Origin of the sequence: Paenibacillus sp. FSL R5-0473, assembly GCF_038004565.1 — a bacterium.
Classification (GTDB): Bacteria; Bacillota; Bacilli; order Paenibacillales; family Paenibacillaceae; genus Paenibacillus; species Paenibacillus amylolyticus.
This window is the reverse complement of record NZ_JBBORL010000001.1, coordinates 571270-588935: the sequence shown is the minus strand read 5'-3', so window position 1 is coordinate 588935 and position 17666 is coordinate 571270. Positions and strand designations below refer to the sequence as shown.

The following is a 17666-nucleotide window of genomic DNA, read 5'->3' as shown; positions in this document are numbered from 1 at the left end:
TTCACCATCGATTCTATCCTAGTGAATTGTTTCAGGCTGGAAATAAGGTGGTAAATTAGGGATACGCGCTACAAAAAACAACTTATCGTTGTAAGGAGTGATTTGTAATGGCACGTCAACAGACGTCAGAACACAAGATGAGCCGTGAGGAAGCTGGCAGATTAGGTGGCAAAGCGACTTCCAAAAACCATGACCGAAGCTTCTACCAGATGATTGGAAAAAAAGGTGGAGAAGCGACTTCAGATGCCCATGACACTGACTTTTACAAGCAGATTGGTCGCAAGGGCGGCGAAGCAACCTCCGAAACTCATAATAAGGAATTCTATCGTGAGATTGGACGCAAAGGCGGAAGCAACTAATTAATTCCGCTCGCCACATCGAAACATGATCATAGCTTTCCCGTAAATCAAGAAGTCTAATTCCATGAAAATGGTTTGAGGCTTCTTTCTATTGATTGTAGAAATATGACGACGGTTGTGATAGACTCAATAGAAAAACCGGGTGTTCACGGGTTTAAAGCAGCAAAGAATTTCACAAACTACGGGGAGCTCGACACCGGCATGCCGGTCCTTTTTTTTAGAGTACGGATGAAATTAAACGACAGATGCACTGCCATTTACTTTTCCATTCATGTTGCTCAATATTATATATTTGGGGGGAATACACCATGTCAGCCAAGAAGATGCGTTCCGATATGATCAAAAAAGGTTTTGACCGTGCACCACACCGGAGTTTGCTCCGCGCAGCGGGCGTTAAAGAAGAGGATTTCGGCAAGCCGTTTATTGCCGTATGTAACTCATACATCGATATCGTGCCCGGCCACGTCCACCTTCAGGAATTCGGTAAAATTGTAAAGGATGCTATTCGTGAAGCCGGTGGCGTTCCATTCGAATTCAACACCATCGGAGTAGATGATGGTATTGCCATGGGACACATTGGTATGCGTTACTCGCTGCCAAGCCGTGACATTATCGCGGATTCCGTGGAAACCGTTGTATCTGCACACTGGTTCGACGGCATGGTATGTATCCCGAACTGTGACAAAATCACACCAGGCATGATGATGGGTGCACTTCGTGTAAACATCCCTACCCTGTTCGTAAGTGGTGGACCAATGAAAGCTGGTCGTGACAGCAATGGTAAGGCTCTTTCCCTGACTTCCGTATTTGAAGGTGTAGGTGCTTACCAAGCAGGTAAAATCGATGATAAGAGCTTGCTTGAACTTGAACAGTTCGGCTGTCCAACATGTGGATCATGTTCCGGTATGTTTACTGCAAACTCCATGAACTGTCTGGCTGAAGCGATGGGACTGGCTATGCCAGGTAACGGAACCATCCTTGCCGTTGCTCCTGAGCGTCGTGAGTTTGTTAAACAATCCGCTACCCAATTGATGGAACTCATCAAAATGGACTTGAAACCACGTGATATCGTAACTGTAGAAGCGATCGATAATGCGTTTGCACTGGATATGGCGATGGGTGGATCTACGAATACAGTACTGCACACGCTGGCACTGGCTCATGAAGCAGGTATCGAGTATCCAATCGAACGTATTAATGAAGTAGCGAACCGCGTTCCGCATCTGGCGAAACTTGCACCTGCTTCCGATCTTCACATCGAAGACGTTCACAATGCAGGCGGCGTAAGCGCAGTTCTGAACGAATTGCTCAAGAAACCAGGCGCAATTCATGGAGACTGCATTACGGTAACAGGTAAAACTATCCGTGAGAACGTTGAAGGAAAAGAAATTCAGGATACAAATGTCATTCATCACCTGGATAACCCGCATTCCGAAAAAGGCGGCCTGGCTGTATTGTTCGGTAACCTTGCACCACAAGGCGCTATCATCAAAGTTGGTGCAGTTGATGCTTCGGTTGGCGGATACCACAAAGGTCCTGCCATCTGCTTTGACTCCCAGGAGCAAGCGCTTGAAGGTATTGCTAACGGCAAAGTAAAAGAAGGACATGTTGTTGTTATCCGTTATGAAGGACCAAAAGGCGGACCAGGTATGCCTGAGATGCTGGCTCCTACTTCCCAGATCGTAGGTATGGGATTGGGTGCCAAAGTTGGTCTGATCACCGATGGACGCTTCTCTGGAGCATCCCGCGGAATCAGTATCGGACATATCTCTCCGGAAGCAGCTGAGGGTGGTCCAATCGCCTTTGTTGAAGAAGGAGACATCATCGAGCTGGATCTGAACAACCGTATCATCGAATTGCACATCAGTGACGAAGAGTTTGAACGTCGTCGCGCAGGTTGGAAAGGCTTTGAACCAAAAGTAAAAACTGGTTACCTGGCTCGTTATTCCAAACTGGTTACGAACGCAAGCAACGGTGGCGTACTGAGTATCTAATTCACTAATAAATAAAGGGTTGCTCTTCTGCCAAATCTGGCGAAGGGCAACCCTTTTCTTTTGCTGGTAGGTGTGATCAGTCCGTTTAGTTCCGCTCTGGCAGTATCTTTTGTTCAATTAACAACGATTCATCTCTGGATTCTTCTACCGTTGCTGCTACCTGCATCGTATGTTGACCGTAACGTTCCAATAATAGATCCAGCGGCATGGCAATCATCTTGGGTACCAGTTGTTCAGTACGCTGTTTCAAACGTTTGGTTCCTGCCGGGTGGATTACACTTAACAGCAGCTTCAAGTATACTTTGGATGCAGCACTGAACGGTCCAGGAGGCAAGTCTTGTATGGTAAATCCGAATTTTTCTGGGCCTCTGTTAATCATGCTCACACCGTATATCGCCTTGGCAGAGCGTAACTCAGGTTCGAGTGCCACCATGCGTGCCAGATCCGGCAATTGCTGTTCCATCGTCCGAATCATGCGAATAGCCAAATGCATACTGGAACGTGATGTCACTCCAAGTTCAAACAACTTCTGATTGTCAAAATGTAGTTCTATCACCGGATCTCCATTTTGAATGACATGGCCATCATTCATCTCCACCCGTGCTCCGTGATATACACGTGATCTGAAGTGCAGCATGGGGTCCTCTGGCGAAGCCGTCCGTAGATGGTATACCCAGTGGAACAACTTCTCCCAGCCCAACCATAAGGCAACAACGATTCGTTTCCATAGCTTCAATGGTGTCTGTAATTGCGTTTTGTTCTGAGATTCGCTCACTATGATACCTCCCATCAACGTATCAACGCGTACGCTTTGCAGGCCTAGCCGTTCAGCTTCCTGTAATACGACTTCCAGCGCCTGAAGCATCTGCTCCGGCGCGTGTGCATCAGCACCAAGGGTCGTTCCTCGATCATGCAGCAGCATGACCTCTCCACCTCTCAGTTCCTTCAGCATCCGTTCAGTCAATCTCTGGGCACCTACTCGGCTTCTCCAATCTTCAAACATGGAAGACCACAGTACAATCTTTCGTTCTTTTTTGCTGAAAAAATCAAACAAATTCATAATCCCCCACGGTGGACGATAATAACAAGTCTTCACGCCGGTTACTTCATGAATAATCTGACCTGTTCGCTGAATCTGATCTCGAACGGTACGTGGCCGCATGAGCCAGTTCGTCTTGTGAATATAATTATGAATGCCAATAAGATGACCTTCCTCATGTATGCGCTGTATGAGTTCAGGATGACTCGCTGCATGTTCTCCAACGACAAAAAATGTGGCTTTTGCTTGATGCTGACGAAGCAGATCGAGCAGTCTTGGCGTATAATGTGGATCTGGTCCATCGTCAAACGTTAACGCAAATTGTGTATCACTTCTTCCCCGTCGAAATACACGAAAACCAAAAAGCCTGCTGATCAAACTTGGAATAAAGGCGTAAAAAGATGAAAGATACAATAACCACAGTAGAATACTCTGAAGTATCGTTGTCATGTTGCAAGCTCCCCACTTCTCCTGCTGAATTACGGTGCACTATGGCACTATCTAAAATAAACCGCCTTTAATTTTATCATAGTTCAGACTTTTCTTGAATCCTGTTTTCCCAAAAAGATAGCTATCGTGTACAATAAATACAATCTAATTATTGCCATCAAAGGAGCCATGTCCATGCTACCGCTGTACAAAAAATACGGGCGAACTGTCTTTGACATCGCATTGCTCGTATTAACCGTGTATGTGATCATGTACGGTTTCAGTCAATTATACCATGTGGCTGCACCGGTCTTTCTATCATTCATTGTGTATTGGATGATTGAACCGCTGGCCAAATTTTTACATCGCAAAGGATTGCCCAAGACACTTGGAGCCGCCATCTCCGTCTTGTTGTTTCTTGCATTAATTGTCGCTGCCTTTTTTGGGGTAGGCTTGATTATCATTTCACAAATTTCCAATCTTCAAGATAATTTCCCCGTATACATTGAAATGATACAACGTGAATTCACCAATCTGGTGTTATTCATTCAGGACAAGTCAGACGCTCTCCCTGATGGAGTTATGGAAAAAGCGAATGATTATTTTGCAACACTGACCGGGTTCCTGTCCAAATGGGTAACTAGCGGAGCGCAATTCGTAGTAGGTTTCCTCAGTTCATTCTCTTCGTTTATTACGAACTTCGGAATTGCGATTATTCTGGCATTTTTCCTCAGTATCGAGATTGAATCCTGGCGCAAGTTCGCCCGTGCGAAAACGCCCAAAACATTAAAGTTAGCTATTGAATTCATGCGTAATCACGTGTTCAAAACAATCCGCTCGTATCTGAAGGCACAGATGATCATGATGCTCATTACGTTTGTATTGATTTATGCAGGGCTGTTGATTTTGGGAACCTCTAACGCCTTTACCATTGCAGCAGTCTGTGCGGTTTTTGATCTGGTACCCTTGCTTGGCGTTCCTGTTGTATTTATTCCATGGATCGTCTACTTATTCATTATTGGCAATAGTAGCCTGGCGATTGGCCTGATTGTGATTCTGGCAGTGACGATGCTGACAAGACAATTGCTGGAACCAAAAATATCGGGTAACTCGATTGGTGTATCTTCGGCGTACTTGATGCTTTCGTTTATGCTGATCTCCCTTTCGATCTTTGGCCTGGCTGGTGTAGTGTTATCTCCAGTGCTTCTGATCCTTCTGAAAGAACTGTTACAACAAGGCTACCTGCAAAAGTGGATTCACCTGCCAAAAGATGAATTTGAATCCTCTCCATTGGTCATGGACCCACCCGTTAATAAGGCCTCAGCGAATTCTGCCGAATCTACTGTACAACGTCCCGTTCCTGCGAAGGATCATGAGGACTCCGCCAAATAGTCCATCACCTTCCTGAAGAGAGCCGTCGCCTGATGTTGGCTGTCAGGAGAGACATTTTGAACAAGAACAGCTACAGCATATTGGGGTTGTTCTACCGGTCCATAACCAATGAACCATTGATTGTTGCGCTTCTCTCCATGTTTCTGTACCTGAGCTGTACCTGACTTCCCTGCAACATGCCACCGCGCACGCTGCAGGGATTTTCCTGTTCCCTCACGAACTACCTTATTCATCCAGGATAACAGTTTATGCGCTGTTGCGGGAGCAATCTGTCCTGATGCTGAAGGTGAATCATGCAAGGGCATTTCCAACATGGTGCCACCATCCGCATATCGGATGCGCTTAACGAGACGTGGGGCACTAACCTTTCCATCATGTAACAGTGTAACGATCAGATTGGCAGCTTGCAGCGGTGTGACCAAGACATCTCGCTGACCAATTGCTGTCTGTATTTTTGCACCTTCATCAGCAGAAGAAACAGCCTCTGTTCTCACACGCCCGTGATCCTCATGATCAAAGTGTCGTAACACAGGCATTCCTGCCATCTGCTTCCCTTCCCAGCCAATTGGACGCGCGAGTCCCAGACGATCAGCCGTGTTCTCCAGTTGTTCCATACTCAGCCTGCGCGCCGTTTCTGCGAATACGATGTTGCAAGACTCAGCGAATCCTTGCTCCAGATTCAAGTCTCCATGACCATGCTCCTTCCAGCAAGACAACCCATATCTTCCGTACTCACCACCACAATGGAATTCTTCTCCGTTAGAAACCGCATGATACTCGAAAGCAGCAGCCGCAGTGACAATTTTGAAAATGGAACCCGGTACGGCTCCCTGTACTGCACGATTCCCCCAGGCCGATTGCTTGGGGTCCACATGTTGTGGCTGATAGAAAGGGCGGGAGATCATGGCGCGAACATCTGCGTTAGCGGCATCTAACACAACAATAGCCCCTTCTTGTAATCCAGATTCTTGCGTCAACTCCTCCAACCCACGCTGTAACTCAGCATCCACAGTGGTTTCTACTCGTAAAGGATAATGGCTATTGGTCGGTGCAATGACGTGCGGCTGAATATCAGGGATAATCTCCCCACCACCCGAAACCATGCGTGATACAAGCGTAGGGCCAATTCCCCTTAACAACGGTTCAAGTGTCCTCTCCAGTCCAGCCGCCCCTGATTTCATGGCAAATGGCTGTTTTACTTCATCCTGATGCCCAGTTAGAACTTTGGAGGACTCAGGCTGTTCAGCCAGATAACCCATCCACTGCATTCCTGTGTGCCCCTGAAGGTACCTTGTCATCATCGGATAGATGCCAGCTCCTTGCAGGTGCAAACTACGTAGGCGCTCCACCTGAGCAGCGTTCAAATGAACAGGCTGATGTGTACCTGCTGTCCAGAAATGAGGTATACTTTCCTGCTTCCATTCCTTCTTCAATTGATCCGGATCGGTATGTAATATAGCTGCCAACTGTATCATCTCGGAGCCTTCTAAAGCCCCTTGCTTGCGTAATCTCTCTAATGGACTTGTCTGTGGAAAAAGAACCAGTCCCCATTGCAGCTTACCGGTCAACGCCTCACCCTTGTAATCCGTAAATTGCCCCCGCCCCGGGTCAAGCATCACCCCGCGTTCACGCTGCAATACAGACATTTCACGTACCGTTCGGTGAAATCCAGGCATCGTCTGATTCACCTGAACGATCTGGACCCATCCCAATCGTAATATAAGCAATCCAAAGACAAGAGTTAGAAGAATACAAGTTATATAGATTCGCCGTTTCGCAAGGAGATGCATCCCAATCTCACCTTTTGTCGTTTTGACATATTATCGCTGATATGGCTTGGAATTATCCGGTAAACAAAAAGAAAACCTGTCCCATGTGCGGGACAGGTTCTCCTCATTTCAACCTTGACTTGTTACACCGTAAAGCGTGACAAGGTTTCTTTCAGTTCAGTAGACACATTCTCCAGTTTGCCAGACAGATTGACCAGCTGGTTACTGATATTTTGCTGTTCACTGCTCAAGGAAGCTACTTCTTGGGACGTTGCAGAAGATTCTTCAGCTACAGCGCTGACATTGCTCATGGCTTCAGACAACGTACCTTGAGATTTGTTCAAATCTCCAATAGAACCTGTCACCATACCCAGACGTTCCACAAATGCACCCATCTGTTCCTGCACGGAAGCAAAGATGACGTTGGTGTCTTTAACCGCATCCATCTGTTCCTTGAATAACGGATAGGCTGCAGACAAAGCATCCACGGTCTCATTCATTTCAGTCATGATTTTGTCTGTAATCTCTCCAACCATCTCAATGGATTGTCTGGATTGAGCCGCGAGCTGACGAACCTCATCAGCCACCACCATGAATCCGCGTCCGGCTGCACCGGCACGTGCTGCTTCAATGGTTGCATTCAGGGAAAGGATATTTGTCTGTTTCGTTATGTTTTGCAGCACTTCAAGCACTTTCAGAACAGAAGACGTACTCTCTTTCAGTGAATCAACCTTATTCACCAGTGCACCAATCATTTCTTCTGTCTTCTGGGTTTTGGTCATCAACTGATTCAGATGTTGTGTTCCTGTCTGACTGGACTTCTCTACATGACGAGCAGAATCACCCATCTGTTCATTAGCAGCGATTACACTCTGCATCTGACGAGAGATATTGTCAGTTAATTCATTGCCACGTTCCGCTTCGGTTGCCAAACTGCCTGCACCGCCTGCGATCTCTTCTGTAGCTACGGCAATCTCCGAAGCAGACACAGCCGTTTTCTTGGATGCACTGCTCAGCTCAGAGGCCGTATCCAATACTTCCTGCGCAGAACGATTGGTTTGTTCAACCAGCTTAGTGATCTGCTCCATCATCAGATTGAAGGCGGTCGAGAGCTGACCAATTTCATCCTGGGAGCTATATGGTGTACGAACTTTAAGATTACCTTTCGCACCTTCCTGCATCAGGTCTTTCAATTTGCCGAGTGGACGAGCGATCATACGCACCATCCAGATCCCGATCAATACTGCAATCCCCGCATCAATCAGCGCCATCCACAGGGTCAGAGTCAGAATGCCTTTTGCGTCCTGAACCAAAACAGAGGTAGGTATCATACCAACCAGTTTCCAACTGGATGTATCCATCGTACTGTATACAGCCAGCATTTCCGTAGATTTGCCATCTACCGTATACTCCGTATTTGTACTACCTGCTGGTTCGGTCAACTCTTTGACAAATGCAAGCTCTGTTTCTTGTCCTGTACGATCCGAGATGGAGGATGCAACCACTTTATTATCCGGAGCAATTAGTTGAAGAATAGCTCCTGGCCCAAGATCAAGCGATTTCAATTGTTCCTCCAAAACTTCCAGTTTCAGTTCAATAACCAGAACATACGACTGAGTAGTCCCCTGCAAGTTTTTCATGGAACGTGCAATTTTAAACGTTGGCGTTGAGCCATCTTCTTTGACCTCTGTTGGAAGCCAGCGATAACCGCCCGCCTCAATTAACTCACTGTACCATGCTTCCTGGCGAATGCTGCCCATGGATGAACTGTTGCTGCCGGTACCCATAATGGACTTTGTATCGTCCGTAGGTACCAAATAAATCGCTTCCATAGATTTATTTGTAAATGCAACATTGGACAGTTGCTTGTTGATTGAACTTGAGTTCACGAATGTATCATACGCAGTCAAATTCGTATCTGACATTTTTTGTAGCAAGGACTGCATTTCCGGATCAAAGAAAATCTGTGTGGATGTATCGACAAATCTCTCCAGAATAATGTCCATTTTTTGTTTGGTCTGATCAATGGTCTCCTGATTGGCACGCGAGGCATTTTTCTCTATCGTACCTTTCGCCTTCGAATAGGATAATAGACCTAAACTTACTACAAAAATCATAATTCCCGCAAAAAAGATTAAAAACAGTTTAACCCCTACGGATTTAACCGGATTTGCCTTCTTAATCTGTTGGAAAGAAGACCCTCCAAGGTTTTTCCAATCCCGGTTTTTAAATTGTTTCTTCACCCAATCAGTCTTGATCCAGCCCAGCTTCAATTTACTACGGTCAAACTTAAGTAATTTTTTCCCATTCCCTGTAATTTTACTTTTACCTACTTTTTCTTTCTTCACTTTCTGAACCTGCTCAGGGTTAACCTGCTCGGATTTTATCACTTGCTCCCCACTGTCTTTCTGCTTCTTTTGAACCATTCCCATTCACCTGCCAGTTATTTACTTGTTGGATTTTTCTTTCTCTCCCCTATAAATATGTAGTATTCGACAGCTTTCTTCGTTCCCCTTTCACTTTCCAGAAATATTTTACAACTTTATTCCTATTTTTCTATAAAAAAAAGACCCCCATCTGCCGATAAACGGAGGTCCCCATGTAAATTTCATAACACTATGTTGTTAAATCATAATACAATATTGACACATTGTAGGTATTTGAGCCTACTTCTTTTTTCTCATCATATCGAAGTACGAAACCGGTTGATCTACCTTCATTTTAATCAGTTGCAACGGGTGACGAGCAGCATCTAGAACATTGCCTTCTTCGTCCTGTATTTCGCCGACCACCTGTTTGAAAAAGTGACCTCCCGGACCGAAAAATTCGATTTCCTGCCCTGGTTTGAAGTGATTGCGCTGTTGAATGGTTGCCATTCCTGTTTCAGCATCATACCCCATAACCAATCCAGCGAAGTCAAAAGGTACAGCCTTTTCTTCCGGTTCATAGATATGATCTTCATGATCTGGTGTATCATAGAAAAATCCGGTATTCAGCGGGCGATTTGCCGCTTTGTTCATTTCTTCAACCCATTCAGGTTTCAGAACATAATTTTCCGGGTCTGCCATATAGGCGTCAATGGCTTGACGGTATACGTTAACCACGGTTGCCACGTAGTGGATCGATTTCATACGTCCTTCGATCTTGAAACTGTCCACACCCACATCAATCAACTCGGGAATATGGCCAATCATGCACAGATCCTTTGATCCCATGGAGAATGAATTATCCTGTTCCTCGAACAGGGGAAGCTGGTTCTCACCCAGTTTGAATGGCGCAGGGGCCTTCATCTGCATGTCCTCTTCGCTGACCCACACCGTATCTTCTCTCGCATCCTCGAACAGATCATACTTCCAGCGGCAAGACTGGCAACAGCCGCCCCGGTTGGAGTCCCGATCCGTAAAGTGATTGGAGAGCACACAACGTCCGGAATACGAGGAACACATCGCCCCATGAATAAAGGCTTCAATTTCGATATCCACATTGGCCTTGATCTCTTCAATCTCTTCAAAGCTGGTCTCACGTCCGAGAACAACACGTGGAAGTCCTTCATCTTTCCAGAACTTCACGGCTTGCCAGTTGAGTGTGGATTGTTGAGTACTTAGATGTACCTCAAGGCCTGGCACAGCACGAAGCGCTACTTCAATAATAGCTGGATCAGCTACGATGATTGCAGAGATTCCCGCATTATAGAGGTTTTGCAGGTACGTTTCGATACCTTCAACATCCTCATTATGTGCATAGATGTTTGTCGCTACGAACACCTTGGCTCCATACTTTTTGGCAAACTCCACACCTTCACGCATTTCTTCAAAGCTAAAGTTATCCGCGTTGGAACGCAGTCCATAGGCCTGTCCACCGATATATACGGCATCTGCACCGTAATGGATTGCAAATTTCAGTTTTTCCAGATTACCCGCTGGAGCTAGCAGCTCCGGTTTGTCCAGACGGTTACGTTTCCCCGAAAACTTCCGCTGTACCGCCACTGTTTCCATTCTGTTCACCTCGTCTATTAATACACTTGTTCTTTATAGAAAAATCCAAACGACAATTCACGTTCAGGGTCCTGTAACTTCCGCACCTCAGCGAGCCACTCTTCAGAGAACGCATATGCATCAGCATCGGCTATATAACTGTCAATCGCTGTCCGATATGCACGTACAACAGCTTCATTGTAGGTGAGTGATTTTAACATACCTTCAATTTTGAAACTGTGCACACCCGCCTCCATCAACAGATGAAGATCTTCGAGGATACATATATCCTCTGAGCTCATAATGTGTGTACCGTTAATGTCCTCGTAGATCGGGAATTTCTCATCCCGACGTTCAGCCTCGATCAGGAACAATCCCCGTTCTTTGCCCAGATGTCCCTCAACCGGCCGCCCTTGATGAGCCATGTAACTTTGTACCAGACTGCGCTTGGAATGATAAATATTCGTCATGCCATGCACCTGAACCTGAGCTTCCACCTTCAAAAAAGGAACCATTTCCGTCAACTCGTCCATATTCAGCTCTCGGGCAAGTACAACGCGACTCGCTCCCTTGGTTCCCCAATAGTTGGCCGTCGCATAGTTCGTTGAAGTCATCTCCGCATTCCAGTGCAACTTCACATGTGGCGCGTATTCCTTCATGGTAGCCAGCACGGATGGATCATTAAACTCCACACCATCAATACCGATTCTGCCAAGTGCTTGAACATATTCAGGCAATTCTTTCAACAGTTCGTTGGACATCAGATTAGTCATGGATACATACACACGCGCCTGATGTTTGGCTGCAATGGCAACCACCTCTGCAGTCTCTTCCACGCTAAAGCTGCCTGGAAGACGCATGCCGAATCGATCATCTCCAATGACCAGAGCATCTGCTCCAGCCTGGAGAAGCACTTCTGCCTCTTTCACATTCGCTGCTGTAACGAGCAGTTCATGTTTCTTACTCATATAATCCCCTCCGCTTATTGCGCAGCCTTACTTTTGGCTATATTTTGCTGGTGTTCCTTATACGTTTTGGCAAATAGATGTCCAGACGAGCCATCCTTTTTTGTCACATAGAACAGATACTCCGAAGCTTCCGGATTTAGCGCTGCCTCAATGGACGGAAGACTTGGACTGGCAATTGGACCTGGTGGCAAGCCTTTGTTCAGATACGTATTATAGGGACTTTTCACCTTTAGATCCTTGAAAAACAATCGTTCCTTCGGTCTGTCGAGCAGATATTGCACGGTAGCATCAATCTCCAGCTTCATATCCTGATTGATCCGATTGTAGATTACACCTGCAACCAGAGCACGTTCCTCGTCCACTACAACTTCTTTCTCCACGAGTGACGCGATCGTCAGCAGTTCATGCAGGGAAAGGTTCTTTTCCTGGAGCTTGGCTTCCAAATCAGGAATGGAATTAATCTTGGTCTGGAATTCTTCCAGCATCCGTTGCATCACATCATGCGTGGAACTTCCCTTTTTCAGCTCATACGTCTCCGGGAATAGATACCCTTCCAATACGTAGCGAAGTTCTTCATCCACTGGAATATCTTTGATGATATCTACATCAAAGGCCGAAGGATCATTGGCCAGCTTGATGAATTCATCCCGATCTACTACATGCTCATAAGAAAGCTTACCCGCCATTTGCAGAACGTTATAACCCTCCGGAATCGTAAATTTCACCATTTCTTCCGGTACAACTTCGCCACTACTCAGCTTGCTAACAATCTCATCATATGTCACGCCAGGATTCATTGAATATGTACCCGCCATGAAATTAGAACCTAGTTTCTTCCACTTTAAATACCCTTTGAAGGTTAACCCGCTTCGGATAAGGCCTTCTTCTTGAAGCTGATCCGCGATTTTCGAAGTTCCCGATCCGCTCTTAATCTCGAATACGACCGGTTCTGTAGAAGCTTCCACAGGACGCATCATACTCCACACGTAACCGCCTGCGCCTCCGACAAGAACTACAATGATAAGCAGTATGACTACAATTGCTTTCCCTTTCAAAAAAGAAACAACTCCTTTACACAACCAAAAAGAGCGGACTTCTCCGCCCTCCCGGTTTCTTCAATTTGAAGCTGATTTAATCTTCGTCAATGGGGAGTGTACACTCATCATACAGTTCCGAGATGTTCTCCCACTCATCATCATCGTCGATCGTAACTAACTCTGGCATGATCTGGTCTTCACTTCCAGGTGATACCCGCAGAAGTTCAACCTCGTCATAAGGTCGCAACGAACTGCGGAGCACCGCGTACTGCTGACCGTTCACTTCGAACTCAGCCAACAAGTCATACGGTTGTGATTTACCGTTCTCTTCCTCGAGCTCAACATGAGCACCGAATGCCAGACGCAGTGAATCTGTCCATTTCAGGTCTTTGCGATTATATTCCGTCATTTAGTTCGCTTCCTCTTCATCTTCAGCAAGAAATGTATTAAACGTCTCCTCGACGATATCCCATTCGGCATCATCTTGGATGACGAAAAGTTTAATATCGTCGCCCTCTTCTTCATAACGGAATGCATATACATCCGTTTCGCCATCTTCAGGTTCAACCGGAGCAACCATCATGTACTTGGCCTCCGAACCATCTACTTCAAACTTCATGATGACTTCGAATTCCTCTTCATTACCCTCGTCATCCGCAATGTAAATAATTTCCGCTTCTTCTTCCATACCCAGTTGATCTTCAGCCATTGTTGATCCCCCTCACCTTCTACTATTGGCATCCAAATAATTTTGCAAAATCAAGCTTGCGGCCATTTTGTCCACAACCTGCTTGCGTTTTTTCCGACTGACATCCGCTTCAATCAGCGTACGTTCTGCTGCCATGGTTGTCAGCCGTTCATCCCAAAGGTGAACAGGTAAATTCAGTTCATCCCGCAGGCGATCGGCAAAAGCAATGCATATCTCACCGCGCGGTCCTACGGTGCCGTTCATGTTTTTGGGAAGTCCGACTACGATCTCACTAATCTCATGCTCACGCACAAGTTCGGCAATCCGAGCGAACTCGCCTTCATCACGGCGGCGTTCTAGCACTTCCAATCCCTGGGCAGTCCAACCGAAGGCGTCACTCGCGGCAACTCCGATTCTTCGGTCCCCATAGTCCAAACCTAATATTTTCATCCATGCTCTCCCATCCTGGGGCCTGCTCAGGTCGATTACAAATAATCGCCTTCTCAAGCTTCAGGCTGTCTTCTGTCGGTTCATTTCCCGCTGCCTGCAAGGCTGCAACACAGCGGAAGCGGCGTACATTACCGGTGATTGGCCAGATAGGAACGTACAAGCTCTTCAATCAGCTCATCGCGCTCCTTTTTACGGACCAGACTACGTGCGTTGTTGTGACGAGGAATGTATGCCGGGTCTCCAGAAATCAGATACCCAACAATCTGGTTGATCGGATTATACTCCTTATCGACCAATGCATCATATACCGTGAGAAGAATCTCTTTGGATGATGCTTCCTGTTCGTCACCTTTCACATTAAATTTAACCGTCTTATCCATGGAGTCCATTGATGACACCTCGCTCCTGCATGAACATGGGGACCATGTCCTGCCGAATTGATTTCTGTTTATATAATAACATATTCTGACTGCCACAAGTAAACAAAGGATAAGGCAATTGTGTTTTTTGCTTGTCCTTTACTGGCTTCAGCATATTGCATCATTCGATTCCACACGCTCTCGGGTACAAAAAATAAACGAACAGAACCATTTCGATTTATTTTTTGACGATTGAAAGCCGTTCAATGGATTTATGCATTATGCCCGCTAACCAGCGAAACCGCCAGTTTCAGCGCTTCATCCAGCTTGGTCGCATCCTTACCTCCGGCTTGCGCCATATCTGGACGTCCACCGCCACCGCCGCCGCATACTGCTGCGACTTCTTTGACGATTTTGCCTGCGTGTAATCCTTGTTTTACTTGTTCAGCAGGTACTGCCACAACAAAATTCACTTTGCCGTCCGCTGGAGCACCCAATACGAGTACCGCGTTAGGCAATTTTACTTTCAACTCATCTGCCACTGTACGCAGCGCATCCATGTTTGGAGCATCTACGCGTGCTGCCAGCAATTGTGTATTTCCTGCTTGTACCACTTGATCGGTCAATTGACCAGCTTCCATGGCACTCAGCTTGCTTTGCAGGGATTCAGTCTCTCTGGCTGCTTCTTTCAGTTGTTGGTTCAGACCTTCAATCCGTTTAGGTACATCAGCCACATTTGCTTTGAGCAGTGCTGCTGATTGTTTAAGCAGTTCCAACTGGCTTTCCACATACAGATATGCGCCGCGGCCAGTTACAGCTTCGATCCGGCGTACGCCGGAGCCAATTCCGCTCTCGCTCACCAGTTTGAAGATTCCAATCTCTGAAGTATTATTTACGTGACAGCCGCCACAAAGTTCCAAACTGTAGTCTCCGACTTGAACAACACGTACAATATCTCCATATTTTTCGCCAAACAGGGCCATTGCACCCATTTCTTTAGCTTCATCAATAGCTTTCAGCTCGATGTTCACGTTCAGACGATTCCAGATCTGTTCATTCACCTGACGTTCAATCTCTGTCAACTCTTCCGGCGTAATACTACCGAAGTGAGAGAAGTCAAACCGCAGACGTTGTGGCTCTACGAGCGATCCTGCCTGGTTTACGTGTGTTCCGAGCACATCTTTGAGTGCCTTGTGCAACAAGTGGGTAGCCGTATGGTTTTTGATAATGTCGCCACGTTTTGCTGAATCCACTTCGGCGTTGATCACATCACCTACACGCAGTTCACCAGACTCCACAGTCACCAGATGTACATGTTGTCCAAGTGGAGCTTTGAACAAACCTTGTACTTTCGCTGATACACCAGCCCCTCGCAGCAAGCCCTGATCACTCACTTGACCGCCACTTTCCGCGTAGAACGGAGTCTTGTCCAGAACAACCTGACACGTCTGTCCTTCGCCTACAGATTCAACAAGGGCGTCACCAGCTACGATGGCTACCACTTTTGCTTCCGTCAACAGGTCAGTATAACCAACAAACTCGCTTTTAACCTCCAGATCAGCAAGTGGTCCGCCTTGAACTTTCATGCTCTCGTTCTCTTGACGTCCAGCACGTCCAAGCTCACGTTGTTTCTGCATGGAAGCATCAAAACCTTCACGATCCACAGTCAGTCCATGCTCTGCAGCATAATCTTCTGTCAGGTCAAACGGGAAACCGTACGTATCATACAGCTTGAAAGCTTCAGGGCCGCTAATAACCGTGCGTCCTTCGGATTTGGCTGTGCCGCTGATATCAGCCAGAATAGCCAGACCATCTGTGAGTGTTTCGTGGAAACGCTCTTCCTCGGTTTTGATTACTTTGGCGATGAACTCCTGTTTGTCTACTACCTCAGGGTAGTACATGCCCATCACTTCACCAACGGTTGTTGTCAGTTCATACAGGAATGGACGGTCAAGCCCAAGCACTTTTCCATAACGAACTGCACGACGAAGCAAGCGACGGATGACATATCCACGTCCTTCATTACTTGGCAGAACGCCATCACCTACTGCAAAAGCAACCGTACGGATATGATCGGCAATGACTTTCAATGCAACATCAATCTCTACGCTGTCGTTATATTTCACACCCGCAAGAGCGGCTGTTCTTTGAATCATCGGTTGGAACAGGTCTGTGTCGAAGTTGGAATCCACATTTTGCAGAATGGAAGCAAAACGCTCCAAACCTGCACCTGTATCAATGTTTTTGTTAGGAAGCGGTGTGTAGCTACCGTCCTTGTTATGGTTGAACTGGGAGAATACCAGGTTCCATACTTCCAGATAACGTTCGTTTTCCCCACCTGGATACATTTCAGGATCACTCATGTCGTTTCCATAAGCTTCGCCGCGGTCATAGAAGATCTCGGTACAAGGTCCACATGGGCCTTCGCCGATATCCCAGAAGTTTTCATCCAATTTAATGATACGCTCAGCAGGCAGTCCTACTTTTTCGTTCCATAGTTTGAAAGCTTCTTCATCTTCCGGATATACCGTTACGGAAAGACGTTCCGGATCGAATCCGATCCACTCTTTGCTGGTCAAGAATTCCCAAGCCCATGTTACGGTCTCTTCCTTGAAGTAATCTCCAATAGAGAAGTTGCCAAGCATTTCGAAGAACGTATGGTGACGACGCGTTTTACCAACATTCTCGATATCATTGGTACGGATACATTTTTGGGAGTTCGCTAGACGCGGGTTCTCCGGCTTCTCACGTCCGTCAAAATATGGTTTGAGCGGTGCCATACCTGCATTGATCCACAGAAGGGAAGGATCGTTGTGAGGCACGAGCGATGCGCTCGGCTCGATTTTGTGACCTTTACTTGCAAAAAACTCTATCCATTTGGACCGGATTTCACTGGCTTTCATACTGGATGCCCCCATTAATTATAATAGTCCGTTGCGTATTCGCTCCGGTTGGTCAACATTGTTTTTGTAAAAATAAACACAAAAAACGCCCCTGAATAATCAGGGACGATGTTATCGCGGTACCACCCTGGTTATTGCTGTTCATCCCTTGCTGCCCGGACAAACAAACAATCTCCTCGTTCATGCGAAATAACGGTCGCTCCCGGCAGGGTTGTCCTGCACTCCGAAATTAGCTTTCCGCCGCTTCATCTTTCAAGACTCTTCCAGCCATCAGTTCAGGCTCACCCTGATCCGAAGAAGTCTAT

Annotated in this window: 13 protein-coding genes and 1 pseudogene; 3 read left to right on the top strand and 11 right to left on the bottom strand. The window is 46.5% G+C overall.

Annotated features, from left to right (window positions below; translation table 11 throughout):
- Positions 1–107: 107 nt before the first annotated feature.
- A pseudogene (locus tag MKY28_RS02730) lies at positions 108–350 on the top strand (KGG domain-containing protein); the annotation flags it as partial.
- A 317-nt stretch (positions 351–667) separates the two neighbouring features.
- Positions 668–2353, top strand: coding sequence for a dihydroxy-acid dehydratase (gene ilvD, locus MKY28_RS02725; protein ID WP_036616973.1), 1686 nt, complete (start codon positions 668–670; stop codon positions 2351–2353).
- Positions 2354–2438: 85 nt separating this feature from the next.
- Here the strand turns inward: ilvD and MKY28_RS02720 are convergent, their stop codons facing one another.
- On the bottom strand, positions 2439–3842 hold the full coding sequence (locus MKY28_RS02720; RefSeq protein WP_340934727.1) for a polysaccharide deacetylase family protein: 1404 nt from the start codon (positions 3840–3842) through the stop codon (positions 2439–2441).
- Between the two features lie 174 nt (positions 3843–4016).
- On the opposite strand from MKY28_RS02720, the gene MKY28_RS02715 reads away from it, so the two are divergent.
- Positions 4017–5213 carry an AI-2E family transporter gene (locus tag MKY28_RS02715; protein ID WP_076319863.1) on the top strand — a complete coding sequence of 399 codons (1197 nt, stop codon included), beginning with the start codon at positions 4017–4019 and terminating at the stop codon, positions 5211–5213.
- Here MKY28_RS02715 and MKY28_RS02710 read toward each other — a convergent pair.
- From MKY28_RS02710 to alaS, 10 genes are all read right to left on the bottom strand, one after another.
- Complete coding sequence (locus MKY28_RS02710) at positions 5192–7003, bottom strand: peptidoglycan D,D-transpeptidase FtsI family protein (protein WP_340934725.1); 1812 nt, start codon at positions 7001–7003, stop codon at positions 5192–5194. The two genes, MKY28_RS02715 and MKY28_RS02710, sit on opposite strands and share 22 nt — an antisense overlap.
- A 122-nt stretch (positions 7004–7125) precedes the next feature.
- Positions 7126–9414: a methyl-accepting chemotaxis protein gene (locus MKY28_RS02705; RefSeq protein ID WP_340934722.1), complete on the bottom strand. Its 2289-nt coding sequence runs from the start codon at positions 9412–9414 to the stop codon at positions 7126–7128.
- A gap of 234 nt (positions 9415–9648) precedes the next feature.
- Positions 9649–10977, bottom strand: a complete 1329-nt coding sequence (locus MKY28_RS02700) for a peptidase U32 family protein (RefSeq protein WP_100529071.1) — start codon at positions 10975–10977, stop codon at positions 9649–9651.
- Between the two features lie 17 nt (positions 10978–10994).
- Complete coding sequence (locus MKY28_RS02695) at positions 10995–11924, bottom strand: peptidase U32 family protein (RefSeq protein ID WP_222215759.1); 930 nt, start codon at positions 11922–11924, stop codon at positions 10995–10997.
- A 14-nt stretch (positions 11925–11938) separates the two neighbouring features.
- Positions 11939–12979 carry an endolytic transglycosylase MltG gene (mltG, locus tag MKY28_RS02690; RefSeq protein ID WP_243391439.1) on the bottom strand — a complete coding sequence of 347 codons (1041 nt, stop codon included), beginning with the start codon at positions 12977–12979 and terminating at the stop codon, positions 11939–11941.
- Positions 12980–13055: 76 nt separating this feature from the next.
- The gene (locus MKY28_RS02685; protein WP_036616957.1) at positions 13056–13370 is read right to left on the bottom strand and encodes a DUF1292 domain-containing protein; all 315 of its coding nucleotides are present in this window, start codon (positions 13368–13370) and stop codon (positions 13056–13058) included.
- Positions 13371–13670: a DUF1292 domain-containing protein gene (locus tag MKY28_RS02680; RefSeq protein WP_017686820.1), complete on the bottom strand. Its 300-nt coding sequence runs from the start codon at positions 13668–13670 to the stop codon at positions 13371–13373.
- Between the two features lie 12 nt (positions 13671–13682).
- Entirely contained in the window at positions 13683–14099 is a 417-nt protein-coding gene (ruvX, locus tag MKY28_RS02675) for a Holliday junction resolvase RuvX (protein ID WP_036616953.1), read from the bottom strand.
- A 128-nt stretch (positions 14100–14227) separates the two neighbouring features.
- The gene (locus MKY28_RS02670) at positions 14228–14488 is read right to left on the bottom strand and encodes an IreB family regulatory phosphoprotein (RefSeq protein ID WP_036616950.1); all 261 of its coding nucleotides are present in this window, start codon (positions 14486–14488) and stop codon (positions 14228–14230) included.
- A 242-nt stretch (positions 14489–14730) separates the two neighbouring features.
- A complete protein-coding gene (gene alaS, locus MKY28_RS02665; RefSeq protein ID WP_074096207.1) occupies positions 14731–17361 on the bottom strand; it encodes an alanine--tRNA ligase in 2631 nt (876 codons plus the stop codon).
- Between the last annotated feature and the right edge of the window lie 305 nt (positions 17362–17666).

Excerpts from the sequence above, each read along its gene's own strand:
- ilvD (WP_036616973.1), top strand. The coding sequence starts at position 668 with ATGTCAGCCAAGAAGATGCGTTCCGATATGATCAAAAAAGGTTTTGAC.
- MKY28_RS02720 (WP_340934727.1), bottom strand. The coding sequence starts at position 3,842 with ATGACAACGATACTTCAGAGTATTCTACTGTGGTTATTGTATCTTTCA.
- MKY28_RS02715 (WP_076319863.1), top strand. The coding sequence starts at position 4,017 with ATGCTACCGCTGTACAAAAAATACGGGCGAACTGTCTTTGACATCGCA.
- MKY28_RS02710 (WP_340934725.1), bottom strand. The coding sequence starts at position 7,003 with ATGCATCTCCTTGCGAAACGGCGAATCTATATAACTTGTATTCTTCTA.
- MKY28_RS02705 (WP_340934722.1), bottom strand. The coding sequence starts at position 9,414 with ATGGGAATGGTTCAAAAGAAGCAGAAAGACAGTGGGGAGCAAGTGATA.
- MKY28_RS02700 (WP_100529071.1), bottom strand. The coding sequence starts at position 10,977 with ATGGAAACAGTGGCGGTACAGCGGAAGTTTTCGGGGAAACGTAACCGT.
- MKY28_RS02695 (WP_222215759.1), bottom strand. The coding sequence starts at position 11,924 with ATGAGTAAGAAACATGAACTGCTCGTTACAGCAGCGAATGTGAAAGAG.
- MKY28_RS02685 (WP_036616957.1), bottom strand. The coding sequence starts at position 13,370 with ATGACGGAATATAATCGCAAAGACCTGAAATGGACAGATTCACTGCGT.
- MKY28_RS02680 (WP_017686820.1), bottom strand. The coding sequence starts at position 13,670 with ATGGCTGAAGATCAACTGGGTATGGAAGAAGAAGCGGAAATTATTTAC.
- ruvX (WP_036616953.1), bottom strand. The coding sequence starts at position 14,099 with ATGAAAATATTAGGTTTGGACTATGGGGACCGAAGAATCGGAGTTGCC.
- MKY28_RS02670 (WP_036616950.1), bottom strand. The coding sequence starts at position 14,488 with ATGGACTCCATGGATAAGACGGTTAAATTTAATGTGAAAGGTGACGAA.
- alaS (WP_074096207.1), bottom strand. The coding sequence starts at position 17,361 with ATGAAAGCCAGTGAAATCCGGTCCAAATGGATAGAGTTTTTTGCAAGT.